16 protein-coding genes are annotated in these 23,299 nt (G+C 63.9%); 4 read left to right on the top strand and 12 right to left on the bottom strand.

Annotated features, from left to right (window positions below):
• Nucleotides 1-10: 10 nt before the first annotated feature.
• On the bottom strand, nucleotides 11-676 hold the full coding sequence (locus LQD11_RS11140; protein ID WP_238617606.1) for a type 2 periplasmic-binding domain-containing protein: 666 nt from the start codon (nucleotides 674-676) through the stop codon (nucleotides 11-13).
• A 274-nt stretch (nucleotides 677-950) separates the two neighbouring features.
• Here LQD11_RS11140 and LQD11_RS11145 point away from each other — a divergent pair, with 274 nt between their 5' ends.
• Nucleotides 951-3,995: an ATP-binding protein gene (locus LQD11_RS11145; RefSeq protein WP_238617607.1), complete on the top strand. Its 3,045-nt coding sequence runs from the start codon at nucleotides 951-953 to the stop codon at nucleotides 3,993-3,995.
• Here the strand turns inward: LQD11_RS11145 and LQD11_RS11150 are convergent.
• From LQD11_RS11150 to LQD11_RS11165, 4 genes are all read right to left on the bottom strand, one after another.
• Complete coding sequence (locus LQD11_RS11150) at nucleotides 3,950-8,110, bottom strand: chemotaxis protein CheB (RefSeq protein ID WP_238617608.1); 4,161 nt, start codon at nucleotides 8,108-8,110, stop codon at nucleotides 3,950-3,952. The genes LQD11_RS11145 and LQD11_RS11150 overlap by 46 nt on opposite strands.
• Nucleotides 8,111-8,224: 114 nt before the next feature.
• Nucleotides 8,225-8,692, bottom strand: coding sequence for a ribosomal protein S18-alanine N-acetyltransferase (gene rimI, locus LQD11_RS11155; protein ID WP_238617609.1), 468 nt, complete (start codon nucleotides 8,690-8,692; stop codon nucleotides 8,225-8,227).
• The gene (locus LQD11_RS11160) at nucleotides 8,689-9,423 is read right to left on the bottom strand and encodes a uracil-DNA glycosylase (RefSeq protein WP_238617610.1); all 735 of its coding nucleotides are present in this window, start codon (nucleotides 9,421-9,423) and stop codon (nucleotides 8,689-8,691) included. The genes rimI and LQD11_RS11160 overlap by 4 nt, the downstream gene beginning before the upstream one ends.
• A 6-nt stretch (nucleotides 9,424-9,429) precedes the next feature.
• Nucleotides 9,430-10,980, bottom strand: a complete 1,551-nt coding sequence (locus LQD11_RS11165; protein ID WP_238617611.1) for a 2-isopropylmalate synthase — start codon at nucleotides 10,978-10,980, stop codon at nucleotides 9,430-9,432.
• A 435-nt stretch (nucleotides 10,981-11,415) separates the two neighbouring features.
• Here LQD11_RS11165 and folD point away from each other — a divergent pair, with 435 nt between their 5' ends.
• A complete protein-coding gene (folD, locus tag LQD11_RS11170; RefSeq protein ID WP_238617612.1) occupies nucleotides 11,416-12,291 on the top strand; it encodes a bifunctional methylenetetrahydrofolate dehydrogenase/methenyltetrahydrofolate cyclohydrolase FolD in 876 nt (291 codons plus the stop codon).
• 57 nt (nucleotides 12,292-12,348) lie between these two features.
• Here the strand turns inward: folD and cysS are convergent, their stop codons facing one another.
• Entirely contained in the window at nucleotides 12,349-13,731 is a 1,383-nt protein-coding gene (cysS, locus tag LQD11_RS11175; protein ID WP_238617613.1) for a cysteine--tRNA ligase, read from the bottom strand.
• Nucleotides 13,732-13,882: 151 nt separating this feature from the next.
• Here cysS and LQD11_RS11180 point away from each other — a divergent pair, with 151 nt between their 5' ends.
• Both LQD11_RS11180 and LQD11_RS11185 read left to right on the top strand, forming a co-directional pair.
• A complete protein-coding gene (locus LQD11_RS11180; RefSeq protein WP_050814174.1) occupies nucleotides 13,883-14,455 on the top strand; it encodes a peptidylprolyl isomerase in 573 nt (190 codons plus the stop codon).
• Nucleotides 14,456-14,465: 10 nt separating this feature from the next.
• Nucleotides 14,466-15,185, top strand: coding sequence for a UDP-2,3-diacylglucosamine diphosphatase (locus LQD11_RS11185; RefSeq protein ID WP_238617614.1), 720 nt, complete (start codon nucleotides 14,466-14,468; stop codon nucleotides 15,183-15,185).
• A gap of 12 nt (nucleotides 15,186-15,197) precedes the next feature.
• Here LQD11_RS11185 and LQD11_RS11190 read toward each other — a convergent pair whose 3' ends face one another.
• The 6 genes from LQD11_RS11190 to dnaB form a co-directional block, all read right to left on the bottom strand.
• Nucleotides 15,198-16,658: an HDOD domain-containing protein gene (locus LQD11_RS11190; protein WP_238617615.1), complete on the bottom strand. Its 1,461-nt coding sequence runs from the start codon at nucleotides 16,656-16,658 to the stop codon at nucleotides 15,198-15,200.
• A gap of 80 nt (nucleotides 16,659-16,738) precedes the next feature.
• Nucleotides 16,739-17,968: a glycerate kinase type-2 family protein gene (locus LQD11_RS11195; protein ID WP_238617616.1), complete on the bottom strand. Its 1,230-nt coding sequence runs from the start codon at nucleotides 17,966-17,968 to the stop codon at nucleotides 16,739-16,741.
• Nucleotides 17,969-17,991: 23 nt separating this feature from the next.
• Nucleotides 17,992-19,197 carry an O-succinylhomoserine sulfhydrylase gene (locus LQD11_RS11200; RefSeq protein WP_238617617.1) on the bottom strand — a complete coding sequence of 402 codons (1,206 nt, stop codon included), beginning with the start codon at nucleotides 19,195-19,197 and terminating at the stop codon, nucleotides 17,992-17,994.
• Nucleotides 19,198-19,400: 203 nt separating this feature from the next.
• Entirely contained in the window at nucleotides 19,401-20,651 is a 1,251-nt protein-coding gene (locus tag LQD11_RS11205) for an EAL and HDOD domain-containing protein (protein WP_238617618.1), read from the bottom strand.
• A 61-nt stretch (nucleotides 20,652-20,712) separates the two neighbouring features.
• On the bottom strand, nucleotides 20,713-21,792 hold the full coding sequence (gene alr, locus LQD11_RS11210; RefSeq protein WP_338081488.1) for an alanine racemase: 1,080 nt from the start codon (nucleotides 21,790-21,792) through the stop codon (nucleotides 20,713-20,715).
• Nucleotides 21,792-23,186 carry a replicative DNA helicase gene (gene dnaB / locus LQD11_RS11215; RefSeq protein WP_238617709.1) on the bottom strand — a complete coding sequence of 465 codons (1,395 nt, stop codon included), beginning with the start codon at nucleotides 23,184-23,186 and terminating at the stop codon, nucleotides 21,792-21,794. The genes alr and dnaB overlap by 1 nt, the downstream gene beginning before the upstream one ends.
• Nucleotides 23,187-23,299: the final 113 nt, after the last annotated feature.

Genomic DNA, 23,299 nt, shown 5'->3' on the forward strand with positions numbered 1-23,299 from the left:
GTCATCGTTTTCAGCCTCGCTGCTGTTCAAACCAGGCGCGACGCTCATCGGGTGTCATGTCCCGCAGTCTTTCCCGAAGTTCGAGGCGTTCCTGCGGGTCCAGGCTGCGCATCTGTTCACGCATGCTTCGCATATTCTCCCGCATGGACTGACGTTCTTCAGGACTCATGGCCTCCCATGCCTGACGCCGTTCCCGAATCTGTTCCTGCATCGCGGCCCGTTTTTCCTCATCCATGCCCCTTGGACCGAATCGCTCGGCACGCTCTGCCCTGAAGGCCTCCCGTTCTTCAGCCGACATGGCCTCCCATGCCGCGCGCTGTTCTTCGCGCCATGCAAGGAATGCCTGGCGATCTTCCGGTGACATGCGGGGATGCTTTGCCTCGCCCCACATCGGATCACCCCGGCGATCCTGTCTCCAGGAACGCTCCATGGGCCTGTCTTCCGCCACCGGACACTGTGCACGACGCTCGCCACGGGTGGTCCGCATGGCCTCGCGGCAGGCCGCCCAGGCGTCATCGGTCAGATCCCGGCACACCTGCCGGGGTGTATCACGATCCATCGCACCAAGACCACCGGGAGCGGCCATGGCGCCCATGGACAGGGAAAGTGCAACCGCGCCCACCAGTATGGCAGCGCCCGTGACACGGCGGGAAAAAGGCAGTTGGAATGATTTCATGATGGATCTCCTGGTTGAGCCGGCCTCATCATCCGGCCTTCAACCCGCAATACGCATGAGCATGACATCGGTTGACTGGACCGATGCGCATGCCGGGACAATTCCATCGTCACGGCACGGCCTGTGTTGATAGAATCCAATCTCGTTTCCCGCTGGTTTCACCCCTGAAGAAGGCGCCATGCCTGAAGACAACTCCCCTCAATCAGATGCAGATGCACGCACGCACGCGACCAGGGCCATCAGGGAAGGAGACGTCGATCAGTTACGCAGGCTCATGGAGGCAGGCCATCTTGATCTGACCGAACTGCTGGAAACCCTGCGGATCTATCAGAGCGAGCTGGAACTGCAGAACCGGGAACTCAGGGATTACCAGGCCCTGAACCAGCGTCTGCTGGACAATTACGCCGCGTTCCTGGGCGGACTGCCCATCGCCGCCCTGGTGGTGGATCGGTATGGCCTCATCCTCCAGGCGAACCGTGAAGCCGAAGCACGGTTCGGTTTCAGGCTACAGTCAAGCCGACACATGCTGCTGCGACGCCTGGTCCACCCCCAGGATGAGCCAAAACTCAACCTCGCCCTGCTGCAGGCGGAGGCCAAGGGGCAGGCCAGCCTGTATCAGATCACGCTGCTGTCGGGAGGCGAGCGAACCGAATCGTTCCCCGCGGAACTGCACATCGCCCGCCTGCCGGGACGGGAGGAACGTCCTTGCGAATTTTCCTGTGCCGTGGTGGACCTCACCGAGCAGATGCGCCATGAGGAGGCGCTACGCATCGCCCATGTCCAACTGCGTGAACAGGAAACCTGCTACCGCATTGCCGCCGACCATTCCCCGGACTGGGATTACTGGTACCACCCGGAAGGCCGGTATGTCTATGTCTCCCCTGGATGTCAGGATATCAGCGGATTTCCACCCCAGGCCTTCAAGGATGACCCGCAGCTGATGGAACGCCTGCTCATCCCCGAGCATGTCGAACGCTGGCAACGGCACCTGCAGGAAGTCCATGAAGGTTGCGAAAGCCCCCATGTATCCATGGAGTTCAGCATCCGCCGTGCCGATGGAGAACTGCGACATATCGAGCATCAGTGTCAGGGCATCGTGGACAAGGACGGCACCTATCTGGGCCGGCGCGGGGTCAACCGCGACATCACCGCCCGCAAGAAGGCCGAGGCCCAGGTCACCCAGCTGACTCGGCTCTACAGCACCCGCGCAGCCGTCAATCAAGCCATCACCCGACTGGAAGACGAAATCCGTCTGCTCAAGACCACCGCCCGCATCGCCGTGGAACAGGGCGGCTTCAGTGCCTGCGTCTTCACCGCTCGCGCACGACCGGGGCAAACACCCAGGATCTGGGCCTCCCACGGCCTGACGGCGACGCAGCTGGCGGACATTCCCCTGGAAACCCTATGGGAGTCGATCCGAAAGCAGCCCTGGCATTTCATCAACGAACAGCCCCTGATCTGCAGCGATTGTAAGGAACATGCTCCCCATGTTCCCGACCGCTGGCGGTCGTGGGCGATTGAGCGGCGGATTCACAGCTGCGGGCACTTTCCCGTCTTTGTCGGTGACGAGTTGCTCGCCGTGGCCAGTTTCCTCGCCGGTGAACCCGAACATTTCACCCCCCAGATCACCGACCTGCTCAAGGGCGTGGTGGAAGATCTGTCCCATGCCCTGCGGCAAATGGCCCGGGAGCGGCAACGCAAGGCCAAGGAGGCGGAATTCCAGAAGCAGGAGAGCGAGGCCCGGGCCTTTGCCCAGGGTATCATCGACTCACTCAGCGCCAATATCTGCGTACTGGACATGTCGGGAACCATCGTCGCGGTCAATCGTTCCTGGCGTGAATACGGGCGCAAGGGGCAGGCACCGGAAGACCGGATCTCCCAGGGCATCAACTATCTTGACGTGTGTGACCGGGCCGCCGCCCGGGGCATTGCGGATGCGGCCCGTATCGCGGCGGGCATCCGCGGCGTCATCGCCGGGGATCTTGAGGTCTACGAAGATGAGTATCGCATTGATCCGCAGACTCACAGGATTCGGGTGACGCCCCTGAAAGCCGTCGCGGAGCAACAACGACATCACCTGGTGATCAGCCATTTGGACATCACCGACATCAAGCGCAACGAGACCGCCCTGGTGGAAGCCAAGGAGGAAGCCGAACGGGCCAGTCGGGCCAAGTCCGAATTCCTGTCCAGCATGAGTCACGAGCTGCGCACGCCCATGAATGCGGTGCTGGGATTTGCCCAACTCCTGGAAATCGATCCCGGACTCAATCCCGAGCAGCAGGAACACGTGCAGGAAATACTTCGGGGCGGACGGCACCTACTGCAACTGATCAACCAGGTACTGGATCTGGCCACCGTGGAGGCCGGCCGGGTCGAACTGTCACTGGAAAATGTCCCCCTGCGGGAACTGGTGGACGAATGCATCATGCTGGTACGTCCCCTGGCCCAGGAACACCAGATCCGCATCCAGAGTCGCTGCCCATCCCGTTGCGTTGCCTTCGCCGACCGGATGCGTTTCAAGCAGATCCTGATCAACCTGCTCTCCAACGGCATCAAGTACAACCGTCATGCCGGACTACTGGAAATTTGCGGCGAGGAGCACCCACGGGACGGCACCATCACCGTCAGTGTCACGGATACCGGTCGCGGCATCCCGCCGGATCGCCTGGCGGAATTGTTCGAACCCTTCAACCGGCTGGACGCGGATGTGCTGGAAACCGAAGGGACGGGCATCGGACTGGCCATTTCCCGACGCCTGGCCGAAGTGATGGGGGGCGATATCGAGGTGGACAGCCTGCCGGACAAGGGCAGTACTTTTCGGGTGCGCCTGCCACGGGGAGAATGGAACGATGACAGCGATGGGTCATCACCGGACACCCGGCCGCACCCGGTCCCGGATCGAGAGCATGCACCGCGCACCATTCTGCATATCGACGACAATCCGGCCAATATCAGGCTGGTCGCACAGATCCTGCGTCGTCATGGCCATCTGCGGCTGCTCAACTCGCCCAACCCCAGATTCGGCCTGGAACTGGCCGGTGCTCACCAGCCGGACCTGATCCTGCTGGACATCAACATGCCTGACCTGGACGGCTATCAAGTCCTCAAAAGACTGCGGGCCGCCCCGGCCACGGCCGACATCCCGGTCATCGCACTGACCGCCTTCGCCACCCGCAGGGACATGGAACGGGGGCATTCGGAAGGCTTCGATGCCTATCTCACCAAACCGCTGGACGTACCCCGATTCCTGCAGATCCTGGAAAAGCTGCTGGCTCAGTCACCGGACGAGGCCTCCGGACCCGCGGCGCCCCGACACTGACCGAAGGCCGACAGCACCTCATCCAGGTCCTCCAACCGAAAAGGCTTTTCGATGTAGGTGCAAAACCCCCGCTCCAGGGCCTCGGTGACCCGCAGTTCCCCGGCATCGGCACTGACGGCCACCACGGGAATGCCCGCCGTGGCCCTGTCCGCCCGCAATTGTCGCAATACCTCAAAGCCATGGATGTCGGGTAGCCCCAGATCCAGCAGGATCAAGCCCGGCAGTTCGGCGCGCGCCAGCGCCAGACCGGACTGCCCATCCCCGGCCTCCAGCAGCCGCACCCCGGGGCGGTGGGCCAACATGCGCCGAACCAGGCGCATATTGGCCCGATTGTCCTCCACGTAGAGTACCTTGAGTGCCCGCATACAGCCGGCGGCAACCGGTTTTTCCCGCAGACCTGTCTGCCTCTCATCCGTCGCGGCTTCGGAAGCGGCTTCCTCCGACTCGGAACCGGTGGTCACCCACTGCAGATCCAGGGTGAAGACGCTGCCTTGGTCCGGCACGCTCTCCACACGGATGTCCCCCCCCATCATCTGCATCAGCCGCTGGGACAGGGACAGCCCGATACCGATACCGTCCTCGGAGCAGATCTCACGGCTCATGCGCACGAACGGCCGGAACAGGTTGGCAATCTGTTCCGGGGTCATGCCGAGGCCATCGTCCTCGACCCTGATCCATACACGATCCCCGTGCCGGGTGGTAGACACCTTCACCGTGCCGTTCGGGTGGTTGTACTTGATGGCATTGGACAGCAGATTGATCAGTACTTGACGCAACCGGGTCGGGTCGGCGCGCACCAGCAACGCCTCACCCGGAACGACCGTCACCGTGATTTCCTTGGCCTGCGCGGCCTGCCGCAGGGTTGCCACGCACTCCTGAACGATGGCATCCACGCTGACGGAATCCGCCTGCACATGCAGGCGCCCACTTTCCAGCATGGAGAGGTCAAGAATGTCGTTGATCAGGGCCAGCAGATGCCAGCCCGCCCGGAGGATCTCGCGGATCGGCTCGCTCAGGGCGGGCTCTTCGGCATACTCATGTTCCAGGATCTGGCTGAACCCCAGAATGGCATTGAGCGGGGTTCGCAACTCATGACTCATGTGGGACAAGAATTCATTCTTGGCCCGGTTGGCCCGCTCCGCCTCGTCCCGCGCCCTGGCAAGACGGTATTCATCCCGCTTGCGCTGGGTGATATCCAGTGCCTGCATGCAGGCCGCATAGGCCAGTCCCTTTTCATCCCGCAGGGCAAAATGCTGCGCCAGCAGGATCACCTCCCCCGTCTCCAGATGCAGATGGTGCTCCCGTTCCAGCACATCATCCCGGCACATGGCCTCATGATCCGCTTGCCGGAACAATCGGGCCACCGCCTCGGGCAGGCATTGTTCGTCCACGTGTCCGACCACCTGCTCCAGCGCCACGTCCAGACCGGCCAGAAAGCAATGGTTGACCATCTGATAGGAACCGGCTCGATCCTTGACGTAGGCCCACAGGGGGGATTTGTCCATGATCTGCCGTAACCGGGACTCGCTCTCCCGCAGGGCCCGATGGGCGCTGAGCATGTCGGCGTTATCCCAAAAGGTCACCACGGCACCGCTGTGCCGGCCGCTCCTGTCCGTGAAGGGCTGAACCCGTACCAGATGCTCCGAAGGCAGACTGATCTGGGCCTGTGCCGGTGCCCCGGTTTCCATGACCTGCTGTACCAGGGTCACCAGTTCCGGCAGGCGCCGAAGGCGTTCCACCGCCGTGAAGGGGCGGGTCAGATCCGCCTCCGTCACGCCAAAGAGTTCCGTGGCCCTGGGATTCACCAGGGCAAGGCAGAGATTGCGATCCACCACCAGCAGAGCGTAGGGCAGGCTGTCCTTGACGTTGCGCAGGGTGGTGTTCAGGGCAGCCAGTTCCTCGGTCTTACCCTGCAATTCCTGGTTAACCGTGAACAGCTCCTCATTGGTGGCCTGCAACTCTTCGTTGGAGGTTTCCAGCTCCTCGTTGGCCGACTGCAATTCCTCGTTGGTGGACTGCAGCTCCTCATTGGCCGACTGCAGCTCCTCGTTGGTGGTTTCCAGTTCCTCCACCACGGTCTGCAGATGTTCGCGGGTGGCCGTGAGTTCGTGTTCCAGGGCATTCACCGCATCGGCTTCCGGTGGGCCGACCGGCATCATCTCCTCGGATCCTGTCTGCCCATCCCTGCCGATGCGCTCGAACATCACCAGGTAGAGGTCTTCATCATCGTCGGCCAACAGGGGGCGCACCACCAGCCGCAAGGGCTCGGACTCGTTGTCCCCCGGCAAACGCATCCGATGCCCGGGAGCCACGACACCGGTACGCTTGGCCCGGGACACCAGGGCACGCAGATCCAGCGCCAGGGGCCGGGGCAACAGTTCCTGGGCGTTGAGACTGGTCTGGCCGGCGCCATGACTCAGAAAGTCGCCCGCGTTGCCGAAGACCCGCCGGATATCGAGCTGCACATCCACCAACAGGCCCGGCGGCACATAGGCTTCCAGCAGTGCGTCCAGAATGCGCTGGATCTCGCGGCCGGAGCCGGCTCCGCGGCCACGGCCCGACGGGACGGCGCCGTCGCCGATGCCGCTGCCGCTGCGCCCGGTGGCGATATAACGGGACGTTCCGGGTTCACGCTGATACAGACGCGCCGGCTTGGATACCGGACTGAACAGATGTGAACGACCGCCAGGGGTCTCGGAACGCCCCAGGAACAGCAGACCGCCCACTTTCAGGGCATAGTGAAAACTTTCGAAGACCCGATCCTGCATGGGGGTCTTGAGATAGATGAGCAGATTACGGCAACTGATCAGGTCCAGGTGCAGAAAGGGCGGATCCTTCATCAGGTCGTGACGGGCGAACACGATGGAGTCCCGCAGCACCTGACTGACGCGAAACTGTTCCCGACTGCGGGTGAAATAGCGCTGCAGCCAGACCGGCTCCAGCACCTCCAGGGCACCGGCGGAGTAAAGCCCCCGGCGGGCCTGGGCCAGGGCATCCAGATCCACGTCGGTGGCATAGATCTGCAGCTTGAGATCACGGCCGCTGTTGCGCAGGGCCTCGTGCATCAGGATGCCGATGGAATAGGCCTCCTCGCCGGTGGCGCAACCCGGGATCCAGACCCGCAGGGCCTCTCCGGCGTTTTTTTTCTTCATCAGTGCATCGATGGCCCGCTGCAAGCCCTTGAATGCCGATTCATCCCGGAAAAAGCTGGTGACCAGGATATGCAACTCCCGCACCAGTGCCTCGGGTTCATCCGGATGATCATGCAGGTACTCAAGATACTGGAACAGGGAGTTGGCCCCGGTACTGGCCAGGCGACGCTGCAGACGACGCAGCATGGTGGCTTCCTTGTACTGGCCGATATCCACGCCGGTACGACTCCTGACCAGTCGCAGGATACGCTCCAGTTCGCCGGGATCCCCCAGATCCTCGGGACGGGGAGCGTGTCCCGCGGGAAGCTGGTATGCCGTCCGTGACAGGGCATCGGCGATCTCTTCCGGTGTCAGGACGGCATCCGCCATTCCGGTGGCTACCGCCGCCTGGGGCATCCCGGGATATTTGGCGGTCTGTTCGTCCTGCACGAATACCCTGCCGCCGGCCTGCTTGATGGCGGTGACGCCATCGGCCCCATCGGAACCGGTGCCGGATAGGATGACCCCCACGGCATGATCGCCCAGTTCGATGGCCAGGGAGCGGAACAGCAGATCCACGGAAGGCTTCGGGATGCCGCGGGTACTGGTTTCACGCAACCGCAATCGACCATCCTGAAACAATACATTGGAAGCCGCCGGGGTGATGTACAGAGTATCGGGACGAGGCGCCGTGCCATCAGACAGGGACAGCACCTTCAGGCGGGTCTCCCGGCCCAGTATCTCCGTCAGCATGCTCTGATAATCCGGCGACAGATGCTGGGCCACCACGTAGGACAGCCCGGAATGCTCGGGCAAGGTCCGCACCAGACGGCTGAGCGCCTCGATCCCACCGGCCGAGGCACCGATTCCCACCAGGGTCAGCACGGACGGGGCATCATCGCCCTTCCCTCCGGAGGGATCGGACGTCGTTTCCACAGCCGGCCCGGTCACACCCGCGGGGGCGGGCTCGGGCGGCGCCGACATCACTGGATGATCATCACTTTCCATGGAAGATGGAGAAACCCTTTCAACAGTGAACGCTGATGCTATAGGGTTGAGCCCGGGTTTCCAAGCCGCCTGCACGGGCACCGGATGGTGTCAAAGCTGCAGGGCCAGGACAAGGGCATCCTCCCGTCCCCGGTCAGCGGGATAGTAGCGCTTGCGAATGCCCACTTCATTGAATCCCAGGGAACGATACAGACCGACTGCCGGTGCATTGGACGGACGCACCTCCAAAAAGACCGTTTCCGCGTGGCGATCACGGGCGATGTCCAGCAACGTCCCGAGCAGATAGCGCCCGAACCCCTGCCCCTGGCGTTCCGGACGAACGGTGAGATTGAGCACATGACACTCACCCACCGCCAGGGACATGACGCCGTAACCGATCAGTTCACCGGTGGAGCGGCTGGTCAGGACCCAGCAGGAATAGCCCACCCGCAGGCAATCCCGAAAGATCCCCTCCGACCAGTAATAGGTGTACGCCCTGGGTTCTATCTCCATGATGGCCTGAAGGTCACCGGCACGCATGGGGCGAAGCTGCAATGGGATCGCGGTCACGGCATTCACGGAGATGATGATCGGTGCGGGGTACCGATCTGGTCAGCGGCACGGGTCATCAAGCGCCGCGCCAGGCACAAATCATCCCAGGCCTTGCGCTTGTCCAGGGGTTTTCTCAGCAGATAGGCGGGATGGTAGGTGACCACCACGGGAATGCCCTGGTAATTCAGCGGCTGCCCGCGCAGGGCGCCCAGGGCCGCGTCCGTCGCCAGCAGGTTCTGCGCCGCGATCCGCCCCAGGGCAACGATGACCCGGGGTCGGATCAGGGCAACCTGACCATCCAGGAAGGCCCGACAGGCATCGGCCTCTTCCGGCTTCGGGTCACGGTTGCCGGGCGGACGACACTTGAGGATGTTGGCAATGTAGACGCCCTCCCCCCGGGCCAGACCCAGGGCGGCCAGCATGCTGTCCAGCAACTTGCCGGCCCGGCCCACGAAGGGCTCGCCGCGACGGTCTTCCTCCGCCCCCGGGGCCTCGCCGATGAACAACCAGGGGGCCTGTCGATCACCAACCCCGAACACGGTCCGGGTGCGGCTTGACGCCAGTTCGGCGCAGCGGGTGCAGGTCTCAACCTGCCGTGACAGGGTTTCCCAGTCAGGCACCCTGTCGCCGGGGGCATCGGCCTGCCGGGGAACGGGTACCGCTTTCGCGGCCAAGGGTGCTTCCACACAGGGAGTACGGGGCACCCATTGCTGGATGCCCATGACCTCAAGATAACGACGCCGAAGCCCCTCTTCCATGTCGGATCAGACGTCACCGCGCTGGGGGTGAGCGCGACGATCCGGCATCACCAGACGGTTCAGGGCATTGAGATAGGCCTTGGCCGAGGCAATCACGATATCCGTGTCCGCACCCTGGCCGTTGACGATGCGCCCCGCCTTTTCCAGCCGGACCGTCACCTCGCCCTGGGCATCGGTACCGCTGGTGATGTTGTTCACCGAGTAGAGCAGCAACTGGGTGCCGCTGGGCACGATGGTCTCGATGGCCTTGAAGGCCGCATCCACCGGACCGCTGCCCTCGGCCTGGCCGCTGCGCTCGGCGCCGTCCACGCTGAGGGTGACATTGGCCAGCGGCGTCTCCCCCGTCTCGGAACAGACCCGCATGGACACCAGCTTGAGCTGTTCGCTGTCCATGGCCATGGTCGCCTCCGACACCAGGGCCTGAAGGTCCTCGTCGAAGATCTCGTGTTTCTTGTCCGCCAATTCCTTGAAGCGGGAAAAGGCCTCGTTCAGTTCCTCCTCGGCGGTGAACTCGATGCCCAGGTCCTTGAGGCGGGTGCGGAAGGCATTGCGACCGGAGTGCTTGCCCAGCACGATGCGGTTTTCCGACCAACCCACGTCCTGGGCCCGCATGATCTCGTAGGTATCCCGATGCTTGAGCACCCCGTCCTGATGGATGCCGGATTCATGGGCAAAGGCATTGGCACCCACGATCGCCTTGTTGGGCTGCACCGGAAAGCCGGTGATGCTGGACACCAGGCGGGAACAGGGCACGATCTGGGTGGTGTCCAGGGTGGTGTCGCAGGGGAAGACATCCTGACGGGTACGCACCGCCATGACGATCTCTTCCAGAGCCGCGTTGCCGGCCCGCTCCCCCAGACCGTTGATGGTGCACTCCACCTGACGGGCACCGTTGAGCACGGCGGCCAGGGAATTGGCCACGGCCACGCCCAGGTCGTTGTGGCAATGGACCGAGAATACGGCCTTGTCCGAGTTGGGTACCCGTTCGATCAGGTTCCTCATCAGCTCGCCGAACTGCTGGGGGATGTTGTAACCCACGGTGTCGGGGATGTTGATGGTCCTGGCACCAGCGTCGATCACCGCCTCGATCACCCGACAGAGAAAGTCCAGCTCGGAACGGCCCGCGTCCTCGGGGGAGAATTCCACGTTATCGGTCCACTGCCGGGCCCGCTTGACGGCGGCCACCGCCTGGGTGAGCACCTCGTCGGGGGACATCTTCAGCTTGTACTGCATGTGGATGGGCGAGGTGGCAAGGAAGGTGTGGATGCGGGCGGAATTGGCCTCCTTGAGGGCCTCGCCGGCGCGATCGATGTCCACGTCCTTGGCCCGGGCCAGACCGCAGACGGTGCTGTCCTGCACCGCGCGGGCCACCGCCCGCACGGATTCGAAGTCACCGGTGCTGGCGGCGGGGAAGCCGGCCTCGATGATGTCCACGCGCATCTTTTCCAGCGCCTTGGCGATGCGGACCTTTTCTTCCCGGGTCATGGATGCGCCGGGGCTCTGCTCGCCGTCGCGCAAGGTGGTGTCGAAGATGAAGAGTTTGTCTTTGCCTGCCATGTTCTGTGACCTCTGCGCGCCGGAGGGGTCCGGGCGCTTGCTCTCTGGGGGAAATTCTACATGACCCGCACCCGGCCTGGGGCGGATGTCATGGGATCAGCGAACGCGTTTGGCCTCGCCAGGCGTGAGAGAGTGTGCCGCTAGCGCGGCAGTCGCAGCAGGGATAGCAGACGGGCAATGCGGGACGCACGCATCCAGGCGCCGCTCCTGGAGGGCGGCGCCTGGATCACACCATGTTGTGCGCGCGGATCGGTCATGGGGGCATGATTTCTGGACTTGGTCTCGACTCTACCAGAGGCTCCACAAGGATGCAAAGCCTACCGCAACCATCAACCATTAGCGATGCCCCCCCGGGATTGGACGATCAGGACATTCGGTGGGAAAATACCTCCCGTTCCAGAGACATCCGTTCCCCCCTCAGTCAGGACCTCGCCCATGCCCGCCCGACTCATCGATGGCCGCGCCATTGCCCAGACCGTTCAACAGGAAGTCCGCCAGGCGGTGGAGGCCCGTCTTGCCGCGGGCAAACGGGCCCCCGGACTGGCCGTGGTGCTGGTGGGAGACGACCCGGCTTCCCATGTCTATGTCCGCAACAAACGCCGCACCTGCGAAGCCATCGGCATGGAATCCCGCTCCGTCGACCTGCCGGACAATGTCTCCCTGGGAGACCTGCTGGACGTGATCGATGAGCTCAATGCCGACCCCACCGTGGACGGTATCCTGGTCCAACAACCCTTGCCCGGACACATCGACACCGAGCAGGTGGTGGAGCGCATGGACCCGGCCAAGGACGTGGATGGCTTTCATCCCTATAACATGGGCCGACTGGCCCTGCGCCTGCCACGCCTGCGTCCCTGTACCCCCTATGGCGTGCTGCGACTGCTGGAAGCCACGGGGGAAACCTACAAGGGCCGTCATGCGGTGATCGTGGGCGCCTCCAACATCGTCGGCCGTCCCATGGCCCTGGAACTAATGCTGGCGGGGGCCACGGTCACCGTCTGCCATCGCTTCAGCGTCGACACCCCGGAGCATGTGGGACGCGCGGACATCGTGGTAGCCGCGGCGGGCAAGCCGGGGCTGGTGCGCGGGGACTGGATCAAGCCGGGGGCCACCGTGATCGACGTGGGCATCAACCGGCTGGAGGACGGCAGCCTGGCGGGAGACGTGGAATTTGATGCGGCGGCGGAACGGGCCGCCTGGATCACCCCGGTCCCCGGCGGCGTGGGGCCGATGACCGTGGCGATGCTGATGAAGAACACCCTGCAGGCCTGTGAGGACGCGGAACGGGTGGCCAGCTGTTTCTTGCCCTGAACCTATCCCCTCACCCCAACCCCTCTCCCACAAGGGGAGAGGGGCTTTGCTGTTCTCTCAGCCGCGGCGCCAGGTGGTGCCGCCCGGGCCATCCTCCAGTACCACGCCCTGTTCCTTGAGGACATCCCGAATCCGGTCCGCCTCGGCAAAATCCTTGCGCCGACGGGCCTCCAGACGGGCCTCGATCTGGGCCTGGATCTCGGCCTCGTCCGGTCCCTCGCCAGCCCCTCCCTGCAGATAGGCATCCGGGTCCGACCCCAGAATCCCCAGCACCCCGCCCATTTCCCGAAGCAATCCGGCCAGACGCCCCGCCGCTTCCGGCTGACTGTCCCGCAGACGGTTCACCTCATGGGCGATGTCGAACAGCACCGACAACGCCACCGGCGTGTTGAAGTCATCCTGCATGGCGGCATCGAACCGGCTCCGGAACGGCGCCCCCTCCCCTTCCGGCGGCAGCGGCGCCACCCCCCGCAAGGCGGTGTACAGACGGTTCAGGGCGGCACGGGCATTGTTGAGGGGCTCGTCACTGTAGTTGAGCGGGCTACGATAGTGACTGCCCAGGATGAAATACCGCACCTCCTCGGGCCGGTAATGCGCCAGCACTTGGCGCACGGTGAAGAAATTGCCCAGGGATTTGGACATCTTCTCCTCGTTCACCCGCACGAAACCGTTGTGCATCCAGTAATTCACATAGTGTTCGCAGGAGGCCGCCTCGCTCTGGGCGATCTCGTTCTCATGGTGGGGGAACTGCAGATCCTGCCCGCCCCCATGGATGTCGAAATGATGTCCCAGATAATGGGTGGACATGGCCGAGCATTCGATATGCCAGCCGGGCCGCCCCGGTCCCCAGGGCGAGTCCCAGGCCGGCTCGCCGGGCTTGGCCGCCTTCCAGAGCACGAAATCCAGCGGATCCCGCTTGGACTCGTCCGGCGCCACCCGCTCGCCCGCCCGCAGATCCTCGATCCGCTTGCCCGACAGCTTGCCGTACCCATCGAACAGGGAGACGCTGTAATACACGTCCCCGTTATCCCCCGCATAGGCAAAGCCCCGCCTGAGCAGGGTGCCGATCATGTGCAGGATGTCGTGGATGTGGGCCGTGGCCCGGGGCTCGAAGCTGGGACGCGCCACCCCCAAGGCATCGGCGTCCTCGTGCATGGCCTGGATGAAACGGTCGGTCAGGGCCTCGATGGATTCACCGTTTTCCGCCGCTCGGCGGATGATCTTGTCATCGATGTCCGTGATGTTGCGCACATAGGTCACCTCATAGCCCAGCGCCTTGAGGTAGCGGTAGACCACATCGAACACCACCAGCACCCGGGCATGGCCCAGGTGACAGTAGTCATACACCGTCATGCCGCAGACATACATGCGCACCTTGCCGGGTTCCATGGACTGGAACGGGTCCTTGCGACGGGTGAGGGTGTTGTAGATATGGAGCATCGAGGATTCTGTCTCTGGTTCGTCAGGGGATTGATCTTACCAAGCCGATGGATACGGGGCCATCACCCCGGGCTTTGCCCGTCCGCGTGGTAGCGGCTATCATCGCAGATCGTCAACCGGTATCACCGATGGACATCCACCAATGAAATCAATGATTCGACAGCTTGCCCTTAGCCTCACCCTGCTGTCTGCAACCATGGGAACTCAAGTCATGGCCGAAAACACTGCCCCCAGGGTCACCATCGAGACCACCAAGGGCACCATCGTCCTTGAACTCTACGCCGACAAGGCCCCCGAGACCGTCGCCAACTTCCTGGCCTATGCCAATGACGGCTTCTATGACGGCACCATCTTCCACCGGGTGATCCCCGGCTTCATGGTCCAGGGTGGCGGCTTCACCCAGGACATGCAGCAAAAGCCCACCAAGGACCCGATCCGCAACGAGGCCAACAACGGCCTGAGCAACGAAGTGGGCACCGTGGCCATGGCCCGTACCCCCAATCCCCATTCTGCCACAGCCCAGTTCTTCATCAATGTCCAGCACAACCGTTTCCTGGACTTCACCGCCGAGACGCCCCAGGGCTGGGGCTATGCCGTATTCGGCAAGGTGGTGGAAGGCATGGACGTGGTGGAAAGCATCGTTGCCGTGCCCACCGGCAACCATGGCATGCATCAGGATGTCCCCCGGGAACCCGTCATCATGACCCGCGTCAGCGCCGAGTGACCCCACGGCTGTGAGCGAGACGTTATTCATCTCGGATCTGCATCTGGACAAGGATCGTCCACACAGCCTGCGGCTCTTCGAAGGTTTTCTGCAAACCCGCGTACCCGGTGCGGACGCCCTTTACATCCTGGGCGACCTGTTCGAGTACTGGGTGGGCGACGATGACCCGGCGGAACATCTGAGACAGGCCTTCGACCTGCTCAAGTCACTGAGCGACCGGGGCATGCCCCTGTACTTCGTTCACGGCAACCGGGATTTCCTGGTGGGCGAGGCCTTTGCCCGGCGCTGCGGCTGCCGGCTGCTGGACACGGAGACGGTGGTAGACCTCTATGGTACCCCCACCCTGATCATGCACGGCGACAGCCTGTGCACCGACGACGTGGACTATATGGCCTTTCGCGCCATGGTTCGGGATCCGAAGTGGCAGGCCGCGTTCCTGGCCCGTCCCCTGCCCCAGCGCCATGCCGAGGCGGAAGAAGCCAGGGCCCGTAGCCGCTCATCCACCCGCGGCAAGTCCGCGGAGATCACCGACGTGAACAGCCGTGCCGTGGAAGATGCCCTGCGCCGCCATGGTGTCCACACCCTGATCCACGGCCACACCCACCGCCCCGCCATCCATGATCTCGATTTGGACGGCCACCCTGCCCGCCGCATTGTGCTGCACGACTGGTACGACACAGGGGGACTGCTGGTGTGCCGCCCGGACGGGATGTCGCTGGGTACCCTTTGAGGATTGCGACCGCTATCGCCCCTGCAGACGGTACAGGGCAAGACCGATATTGGCCTGCTGCACGAAATGCCGAAAGGCACGGAAATCCTCCTCGGTCAGCGGCTGGCCCGTATAGGCGCGATCACAGTAGATCAGCCCGATGGGTTTGTCCTCGGAATACATCGACATGAGAAAACAGGGATGCCTGCCCACCACCGCCACATCATGGGCGGTACGCAATCGGCCGTCATGATCCGAGGAGATCCAGTCACCCTCGCGGCTGTCGAGGGCCTGCTGAAACAGATTGGGTGGTGACTGAATCAGAGGGAAGGCAATGGTCTGCAACGGGCTGTCCCTGCGCCAGCCCAACGCCACTTTCTCCCGCAACGTCGCGCGGTCGGGGGAGAGCACCGCAAACATGGTTCGATCCATCCCGATGCCGCGCTGTATACCCTCCAGAACCATCTCCAACAGAAAACTGATATCCAGCGTGCCGCCACTGAGAATCCCCGAAATCTCCTGCAGGATCTGAAACTGCAGTTCCTTGCGGTCCGGCACCGCCGCGATGGCCGTGGACGCTTCCTCCGCAAACCGGCGCGCCTTGCGCTGGATCAGCTCCGCGGCCTCCACGGCCCCGAACTGACGGGCAATATGGGCGGCCGCATCGGTATGGGTCCGCAGACTTTGTTTGACCTCATCCCGTGTCTGTCCGGTGATCGCGGTGATTCGTTCCAGACAGGCATCATAGGACTTCGGATCGGCTTTCTCCTTCAGGACACCGACCACCTCGCAGCCCAGATTGACGATACGCATCCGGGGATCCATGACCTGCGGATGCTTGCGAATGGCCTCTTCGATCAAGCCCTTCAGATTCCAGCTCCTGCACAGGGACACATCCAGTTCCGATAGCTTGAAACCCAGCACCTGACGCTCCGCCACATCCTGGGGAATATGGCCGTCGGCCAACAACGCTTCCAGACGTTCTCCCTGCTCCCGGCAGAAACACCAGAAGGCGATACGCCCGATATTCTGCAACAGGGCCGCGATGAACACCTCCTCGGGATAATCATCGCCCGCGGCGACGGCGATCGCCTTGGCATGTACGGCGGCATGAATGGCCTGGGCGATCTCCTCATGGGCCCGGCGTTTGTTACGGGGGGAGAGGATGGCCTCAAAAAACGAACAGGCCAGCACCAGTTCGCGGATCACGTCGATGCCCAGGATGACGATGGCGCGACTGACCGTCACGATCTTCTTGCGATAAGGGTTGTAATAGAGACTGTTGCTCAGTTTGAGCAGCTTGGCGGTCAGGTTGGGGTCCTGAAGAATGGCGGTCGCCAGATCCATGGCGCCCTTTCTCTCATCCCCGATGATATCGTGGATGGTCTGAACGGTACTGGAGAAGATCGGCATCTCCTGTTCCCGCAGCATGTGTGTCCAGTCTTCCAGCGTGGAGGGATCCGCAGCGGTCGGAACGGTGGGAGTCTTGTTCATGCCTGTCAGGTCTGGGGACGGGAACGGGAAGCGCCAAGGCACGGCAGATGCGGCCGCTGCATGACATCGTCAATAATCCGTCAAGATTGCCTGATACCGATCACCAGGTCCATCACATTGGTGCCCGTCGGCCCCGTGGTCACCAGATCACCGCAGGCCTTGAGCAGCACATGGGCATCGGCACCGGCCAGGGCCTGTTCCACGTCCAGCCCCAGCGCACCGGCGCGGGCCGCCGTGCCGGCATCCACCAGGGCACCGGCCGCCCGGGTATTGCCGTCGGAACCATCGGTGCCGGCGGCCAGCAGGGCCATGCCGGGATGCCCCGCCAGCACCCGGGCCGCCGCCAGCGCCAGGTGCTGGTTGCGTCCGCCCAACCCCGGATCGGCCGGCAGGGTGACCGTGGTTTCGCCGCCCCAGATATGGATACCCGGCGGGCCGGCCAGCAGTTCCCGGGCCAGGCGCTCGCCGCAGGGCGCAGCCTCTCCGCGGAGGAATTCCCCATGCAGTGTCACATTCATGCCGCAGCGTTCGGCCGCGGCCGCGGCAGCCCGACAGGCATCCCGCAACGTGGCGACCACATGGACCGGGACGGCCACTCCCGATGTATCGGTGCAATCCGGCACCCGGGCCGCCATCGCGGTCACCCACTCACGGATGCCCGGCGGCAGCTCGGGCAGAGGGCGGGCCACCGAAGGCGGCACCAGCAGACCGGAGCCGATCACCGCCGGATCATCCCCGGGCACATCCGAAATCAGATAGGCCTCGGCGCGGCGCTGCCCCAAATGGCTTCGCAGGCGCCCGCCCTTGATGCAGGAGATGGCGGCGCGCACCCGGTTCATGGCCAGGATGTCCAGACCGGAGCCCAGCAACCAACCGTTGACCCGTTGCAGTTCTCCCAGCCCAGCCCCCGGCGGCAGCACCTCCACCAGAGAGGAGGTCCCGCCACTGATGAGAAAGACCATATGCCCCTGCTCGGGGGTCAACCGGATGAAATCCAGCAGCCGGCCGCCCGCCAGCAGACTATCGGCCCCCGGCAGGGGATGATCGGCCTGCAGGCAGATGAAACGCTGATCCCGCGACAGCCGGGGATCGGCATGACCATGCCGTGTGATGACCAGCGCGCGGACCAGACGTTCTCCCAGGATCGTTCGCGCACCTTCCGCCATGGCGGCAGCGGCCTTGCCGATGGCCACCAGATGGATGGGGTCCCGTCCCTTCAGACGCCCCAGTGCCCGACGGACCACCGTGCCGCCGTGGACCGCCTCCAGGGCGGAATGGAAACAGTGCAGCAGGCAGTCTCGATCACGCATCGGCGAACAGTGGCGGTCTCATCTCAGCACAGGCTGTCCAGGCCCCGGGACAGATCTGCCTGGATATCCGCCGGGTCTTCCAGGCCCACCGCCATCCGCACCAATCCTTCACGAATGCCCTGCTCCACCCGTTGCTCCGGCGTGATGCGCCCGTGGGTGGTGGTGGCCGGATGCGTGATCGTGGTCTTGGCATCCCCCAGGTTGGCGGTGATGGACAGCATCCGGGTGCTGTCGATCACCCGCCAGGCCGCCTCCCTGCCCCCCTTCACCTCGAAGGCGACAATACCGCCGAAAGCGGCCTGCTGGCGGGCGGCCAAGGCATGCTGGGGATGGGAGGCCAGACCGGGATAGTGCACCATCTCCACCGCCGGATGCTTCTCCAGCCAGTGGGCCAGGGTCAGGGCGGATGCGCTATGAGCCCGCATGCGCAGGGGCAGGGTTTCCAGCCCCTTGTGAAAAACCCAGGCGTTGAAGGGACTCATGGTGGGCCCGGCGGTACGCAGGAAACCGAAGATCTCCTTGCCCACCCGTTCGCCATCCCCAACCACGGCGCCGCCCACGCAGCGTCCCTGGCCATCCAGGTATTTGGTGGCGGAGTGAATCACCAGGTCCGCCCCCAGGCTCAGCGGGCGTTGCAGCACCGGGGTACAGAAACAGTTGTCCACCGCCAGCAAGCAGTCGTGGGTATGGGCCAGTTCCGCCAGGGCACGGATGTCTACCAGTTCGGTGAGCGGATTGGAGGGAGTCTCGGCGAACAGCATCCGGGTATTGGGGCGCAAGGCTCGCGCCCAGGCCTCCAGATCCGACAGGGGCACATAGCTCACCTCGATGCCGAAGCGGGTGAGGTAATTGCTGAACAGGTTGGTGGTGGAACCGAACACGGACCGGGACGAGATGATGTGGTCCCCCGCCCGGAGCAGGGACAGGCAGGTGGACAGGATCGCCGACATGCCGGAGGCCGTGGCCACGCAGGCCTCTCCGCCTTCCAGCGCGGCCAGCCGGTCCTGGAAGGCGCGCACCGTGGGATTGGTGAACCGTGCATAGATGTTGCCGGGCGTTTCGCCGGCAAACCGGGCCGCCGCCTCGGCGGCACTGGCAAAGACGAAGCTGGAGGTGGCGAAGATGGGATCGGAATGTTCCTGTTCCGCCGTGCGGGTCTGACCGGCGCGAATGGCCAGGGTATCGAAACCGGGATCACGGGAACCGGAGGTATCCAGAGGATGGGACATGGGCACTCCTGTAACACCCGCCCCGTCGGGCAAAGAAAAAGACCCGCCAAAGCAGGTCGTCACCCGCTTTAGCCGTATTTCTTGAGCGCCCGCAAGCTGGAATCAAATCGGCGCTGTCCGCTTGCCCGAAAACATCGGGACTCGGCAGGTGCCGGCCCCGGGGCAAGGGATCATTTCGATTCTGAAAAAACGGTTGCGAAGTGTCAATGCCTGGGCTTTCCCGTCAGGGAGACGGACAGCACCTCATCCGCCCATCGGCCTGCTTCCAGCGTCACTTCACTGATGTCCCGGGCGGACAGTCCGGCAAAACCCGCCGCCTCGATATCGCCCCGCTCGCAGGCCCCGGCACAGGCCAGCACCTCGGCCATCTCGCCCTCCCCCCGAAGCAGCGCCGCCTTGACCGCATCCCCCAGGGGCAGCGGCGGAATGATCTGCTCCAGCGGTCGCTCCATGATCAGGTCCAGGGCGGAGAACAGTCCACAGGTGAAATAATTTTCCACCGGCCCCCTACCGGCGCGCCCGGCCAGGCGCTCGCACAGGGCGGCCCGCTCCAGAGCCAGTTGTACCAGTCCCGCAGGCCGATCCTCCAGGCCACGGATCACCAGCATGCAGGCCCAGGTGGCCAGTTTGCGACGTCCCAGAATCAGGATGGCCCGGGCCAGAGAGTCCACTTCCCGGCTCAGGCCGAAGAACGGTGAGTTGATCAGCCGCAGCAGCTTGACCGCCAGTCCGGCATCCTGGGCAATGAGATGCTGCAGCTGATGGACATCCAGGGTCGGGTCCTGCAGGCCGGCCAGCAGGCGCAGTACCGTCAGCTTGCCTGCCTCCAGCCCGACCGCCCTGAACAGCCGCGGACGACTGAGAAAATAGCCCTGGAAATAGTGGAACCCCAGATCACGAAGAAATTCGTAGTCTTCCAGCGATTCCACCTTTTCAGCGACGATACTCACGTCATGGCGGGCCAGTCGCCTGTGAACGGACCTCAGGTCGTCCGGCTTGAGCCGGGCCGTATCCACCTTCACTTGATGCACCATGGACAGGAGGCGGTCATGGGGCCCGCCGGGCGCATAATCGTCCAGAGCCAGGATGTAGCCCCTGCCGGCCAGTCTTTTGAGGGTTTCCAGGGTTGCCTCATCCCCCGGCAGATCAGGGGGAAGATCCACGATCAGACGCCCGGCGGGCACGTTCAGGGATTCCAGTTCCCGCAACAGGCGCGGCGTCATGTTGATGGCGGCCAAGCGGGAACCGACGAGGGTATCGAGGCCGATCTCGCCAAAGACGCTCAGAATGACATGGGACGTCGCCGCATCACTGCCGGTGGCCGACCGCAGGCTGGAGGCGGAGCGGAACAACAACTCGTAGGCATACACGCCCAGTTGACGGTTATAGATGGGCTGCCGGGCGATATAGGTACTGTCGTTGTGTGAAGCCGCCTGTTCCATCGTCTCTTCCATTGACTCCCAAGACTTCCGCTGCTGATCCTCACCGGGCGGATACGACAGATACGGTATCCCCCTACCCGGTCACCACCTGTACCCGATCATGCACGCGACAGAGCAGATCATAGCTGATGGTCCGTGCCGCCGCCGCCACTTCATCCACCGGCAGCCCCTCGCCCCATAGCGTGACCACGTCCCCCACCTGGACCGTCTCCAGATCGGTCAGATCCAGGGTGATCATGTCCATGGAAACACGACCGATGAGGGGTACCCGCTGTCCGCGCACCAGTACCGGCGTGCCGTTGGGGGCGTGACGGGGATAGCCGTCGGCATAACCGATGGCCGCCACCCCCACTCGGGTGGGCCGCTCGCTGCGCCAGGTGGCGCCGTAACCCACGGCCTCTCCCGGGGCCAGGGCATGAATGGCAATCAGCCGGGTACTCAAGGTCATCACCGGACGCAGACCCAGGCCGGCGGCGGATTGGTCCGCCAGCGGCGAGCCCCCGTAGAGCATGATGCCGGGACGAACCCAGTCGGCATGGGCATCGGGCAAGGCCAGGATGGCGGCGGAGTTGGCCAGGCTGCGCTCGCCGGGCAGATGCCGGGTGGCGGCCTCGAATCGGGCCAGCTGGGCGGCGTTTTCCGGGCGCTCCGGCGCGTCGGCACAGGCCAGGTGGGTCATCAGCCCGGGCACCGCCGTCACATTGGGGTCCGAAGTCAGCGCGGCCACCAGCTCGGCGGCCCGCGACGGGGCGAACCCCAGGCGTCCCATGCCGGTATCCAGTTTCAGCCAGACCCGTACCGGACGATGCAGGCGGGTGGCCGCCAGCAGGCGCAGCTGACTGTCCTCGTGCACGGTCACGGCCACGTCGAGTTGGGAGGCGGCGCGCAGATCCCGTTCGTCCTTGAAGCCCTGCAGGGCGAGAATGGGTTGATGGTGACCGGCCTCGCGCAGGGCGGCAGCCTCGTCAAGGCAGGAGACCGCCAGGGCATCCACCCGGGGGGCCAGAGATTCGGCCACCCTGAGCATGCCGTGGCCATAGGCCTCGGCCTTGATCACGGCCATGACGCGGCTATCGGGAGCCGCTTCCCGGACCCGGGCCAGATTGGCCGACAGGTGGCCAAGACACAGGCGGGCCGAGGCGGTTCTTCTCACTAGAAACCCTCATTGGAGTAGATTTCGGGCACATAATTTTCGAAGCGGGTGTACTGCCCCAGGAAGGTCAGTCGCACGGTGCCGATGGGGCCATTACGCTGCTTGGCGATGATGATCTCCGCCGTGCCCTTGTCCGGACTGTCATCGTGGTAGACCTCATCCCGGTAGATGAAGACGATGAGGTCCGCATCCTGTTCGATGGCGCCGGATTCACGCAGATCCGACATCACCGGGCGTTTGTTGGGACGCTGCTCCAGACCTCGATTGAGCTGGGAAAGGGCGATCACGGGGACCCCCATTTCCTTGGCCAGGGCCTTGAGGCCGCGGGAGATCTCGGAAATCTCGTTGGTTCGGTTCTCCGAACTGCCGGGTACCTGCATCAGCTGCAGGTAGTCCACCACAATGAGGCTGAGCTGCTTGTGCTCTCGCATCAGCCGGCGGCAGCGGGAACGCAGGTCGGAGGGAGACAGCGCCGGACTGTCGTCGATATACAGCTGTGCCTCGGACAGCATGGACACGGCACTGGAAAAACGCGGCCAGTCATCATCTTCCAGACGCCCGGTACGCAGACGCTGCTGATTGATTCTTCCCAGCGAGGAGAGCAGACGCATGGACAGTTGCTCGCCGGGCATTTCCATACTGAACACCGCCACCGGCGACTTCTGCTTCAGCGCCGCATATTCGGCGATATTCATCGCGAAGGTGGTTTTGCCCATTGACGGGCGTCCCGCCACGATCACCAGATCCCCTGCCTGCAGACCGGAGGTCATCTCGTCGAAATCGTCATAGCCCGTGGACAGGCCGGTGATGGGATTGTCCCGCTCGAAAAGCAGTTCGATGTGCTCCACGGTAGACTTGAGCAGGGTACGCATGCCGCGAAAACCCTGACGATTGCGCGCGCCCTGCTCGGCAATCTCGAATACCCGCCGCTCCGCCTCGTCCAGCAGTTCCCGGCTCTCCCGCCCCTGGGCATTGAAACCGCTGTCGGCGATCTCCGTGCCCACACTGATGAGCTGACGCAGTACCGAACGCTCGCGCACGATGTCCGCGTAGGCCCGGATATTGGCGGCACTGGGGGTGTCCTTGGCCAGCAGGCCCAGATAGGCCAGGCCACCGGCCTCCTCCAGCTCGCCGTGTGCCTCCAGGCGCTCGGAGATGGTCACCACGTCGAAGGGGGCCTGCCGGTTCGCCAGCTCGGCGATGGTACGGAAAATCAGACGATGATCATGACGATAGAAATCCACCTCGGCCACATGGTCGGAGACCGTGTCCCAGGCATCGTTTTCCAGCATCAGGCCACCGAGCACGGCCTGCTCGGCTTCGATCGAATGAGGGGGAATCTTGAGGGCTTCGGTCCCGTTGCGGGACGCGGCGGCGCGGGGCTTTTCGGGCATGGTCAGGACACCACTGGACGTGACGACAGACATGGGGAGCTGTCTTGATCACCCCGGACCCGGACCGGTTCCGGCATGGGTCCCGCGGGGCATGAAGCCCCGCGGGCGGGGCG

Origin of the sequence: Ectothiorhodospira shaposhnikovii (assembly GCF_022227765.1) — a bacterium.
GTDB lineage: Bacteria > Pseudomonadota > Gammaproteobacteria > Ectothiorhodospirales > Ectothiorhodospiraceae > Ectothiorhodospira.

Excerpts from the sequence above, each read along its gene's own strand:
- LQD11_RS11140 (WP_238617606.1), bottom strand. The coding sequence starts at position 676 with ATGAAATCATTCCAACTGCCTTTTTCCCGCCGTGTCACGGGCGCTGCC.
- LQD11_RS11200 (WP_238617617.1), bottom strand. The coding sequence starts at position 19,197 with ATGTCCCATCCTCTGGATACCTCCGGTTCCCGTGATCCCGGTTTCGAT.
- LQD11_RS11150 (WP_238617608.1), bottom strand. The coding sequence starts at position 8,110 with ATGTCGGCGCCGCCCGAGCCCGCCCCCGCGGGTGTGACCGGGCCGGCT.
- LQD11_RS11165 (WP_238617611.1), bottom strand. The coding sequence starts at position 10,980 with ATGGCAGGCAAAGACAAACTCTTCATCTTCGACACCACCTTGCGCGAC.
- LQD11_RS11145 (WP_238617607.1), top strand. The coding sequence starts at position 951 with ATGGAGGCAGGCCATCTTGATCTGACCGAACTGCTGGAAACCCTGCGG.
- LQD11_RS11160 (WP_238617610.1), bottom strand. The coding sequence starts at position 9,423 with ATGGAAGAGGGGCTTCGGCGTCGTTATCTTGAGGTCATGGGCATCCAG.
- folD (WP_238617612.1), top strand. The coding sequence starts at position 11,416 with ATGCCCGCCCGACTCATCGATGGCCGCGCCATTGCCCAGACCGTTCAA.
- LQD11_RS11190 (WP_238617615.1), bottom strand. The coding sequence starts at position 16,658 with ATGAACAAGACTCCCACCGTTCCGACCGCTGCGGATCCCTCCACGCTG.
- LQD11_RS11205 (WP_238617618.1), bottom strand. The coding sequence starts at position 20,651 with ATGGAAGAGACGATGGAACAGGCGGCTTCACACAACGACAGTACCTAT.
- dnaB (WP_238617709.1), bottom strand. The coding sequence starts at position 23,186 with ATGCCCGAAAAGCCCCGCGCCGCCGCGTCCCGCAACGGGACCGAAGCC.
- cysS (WP_238617613.1), bottom strand. The coding sequence starts at position 13,731 with ATGCTCCATATCTACAACACCCTCACCCGTCGCAAGGACCCGTTCCAG.
- LQD11_RS11195 (WP_238617616.1), bottom strand. The coding sequence starts at position 17,968 with ATGCGTGATCGAGACTGCCTGCTGCACTGTTTCCATTCCGCCCTGGAG.
- LQD11_RS11180 (WP_050814174.1), top strand. The coding sequence starts at position 13,883 with ATGATTCGACAGCTTGCCCTTAGCCTCACCCTGCTGTCTGCAACCATG.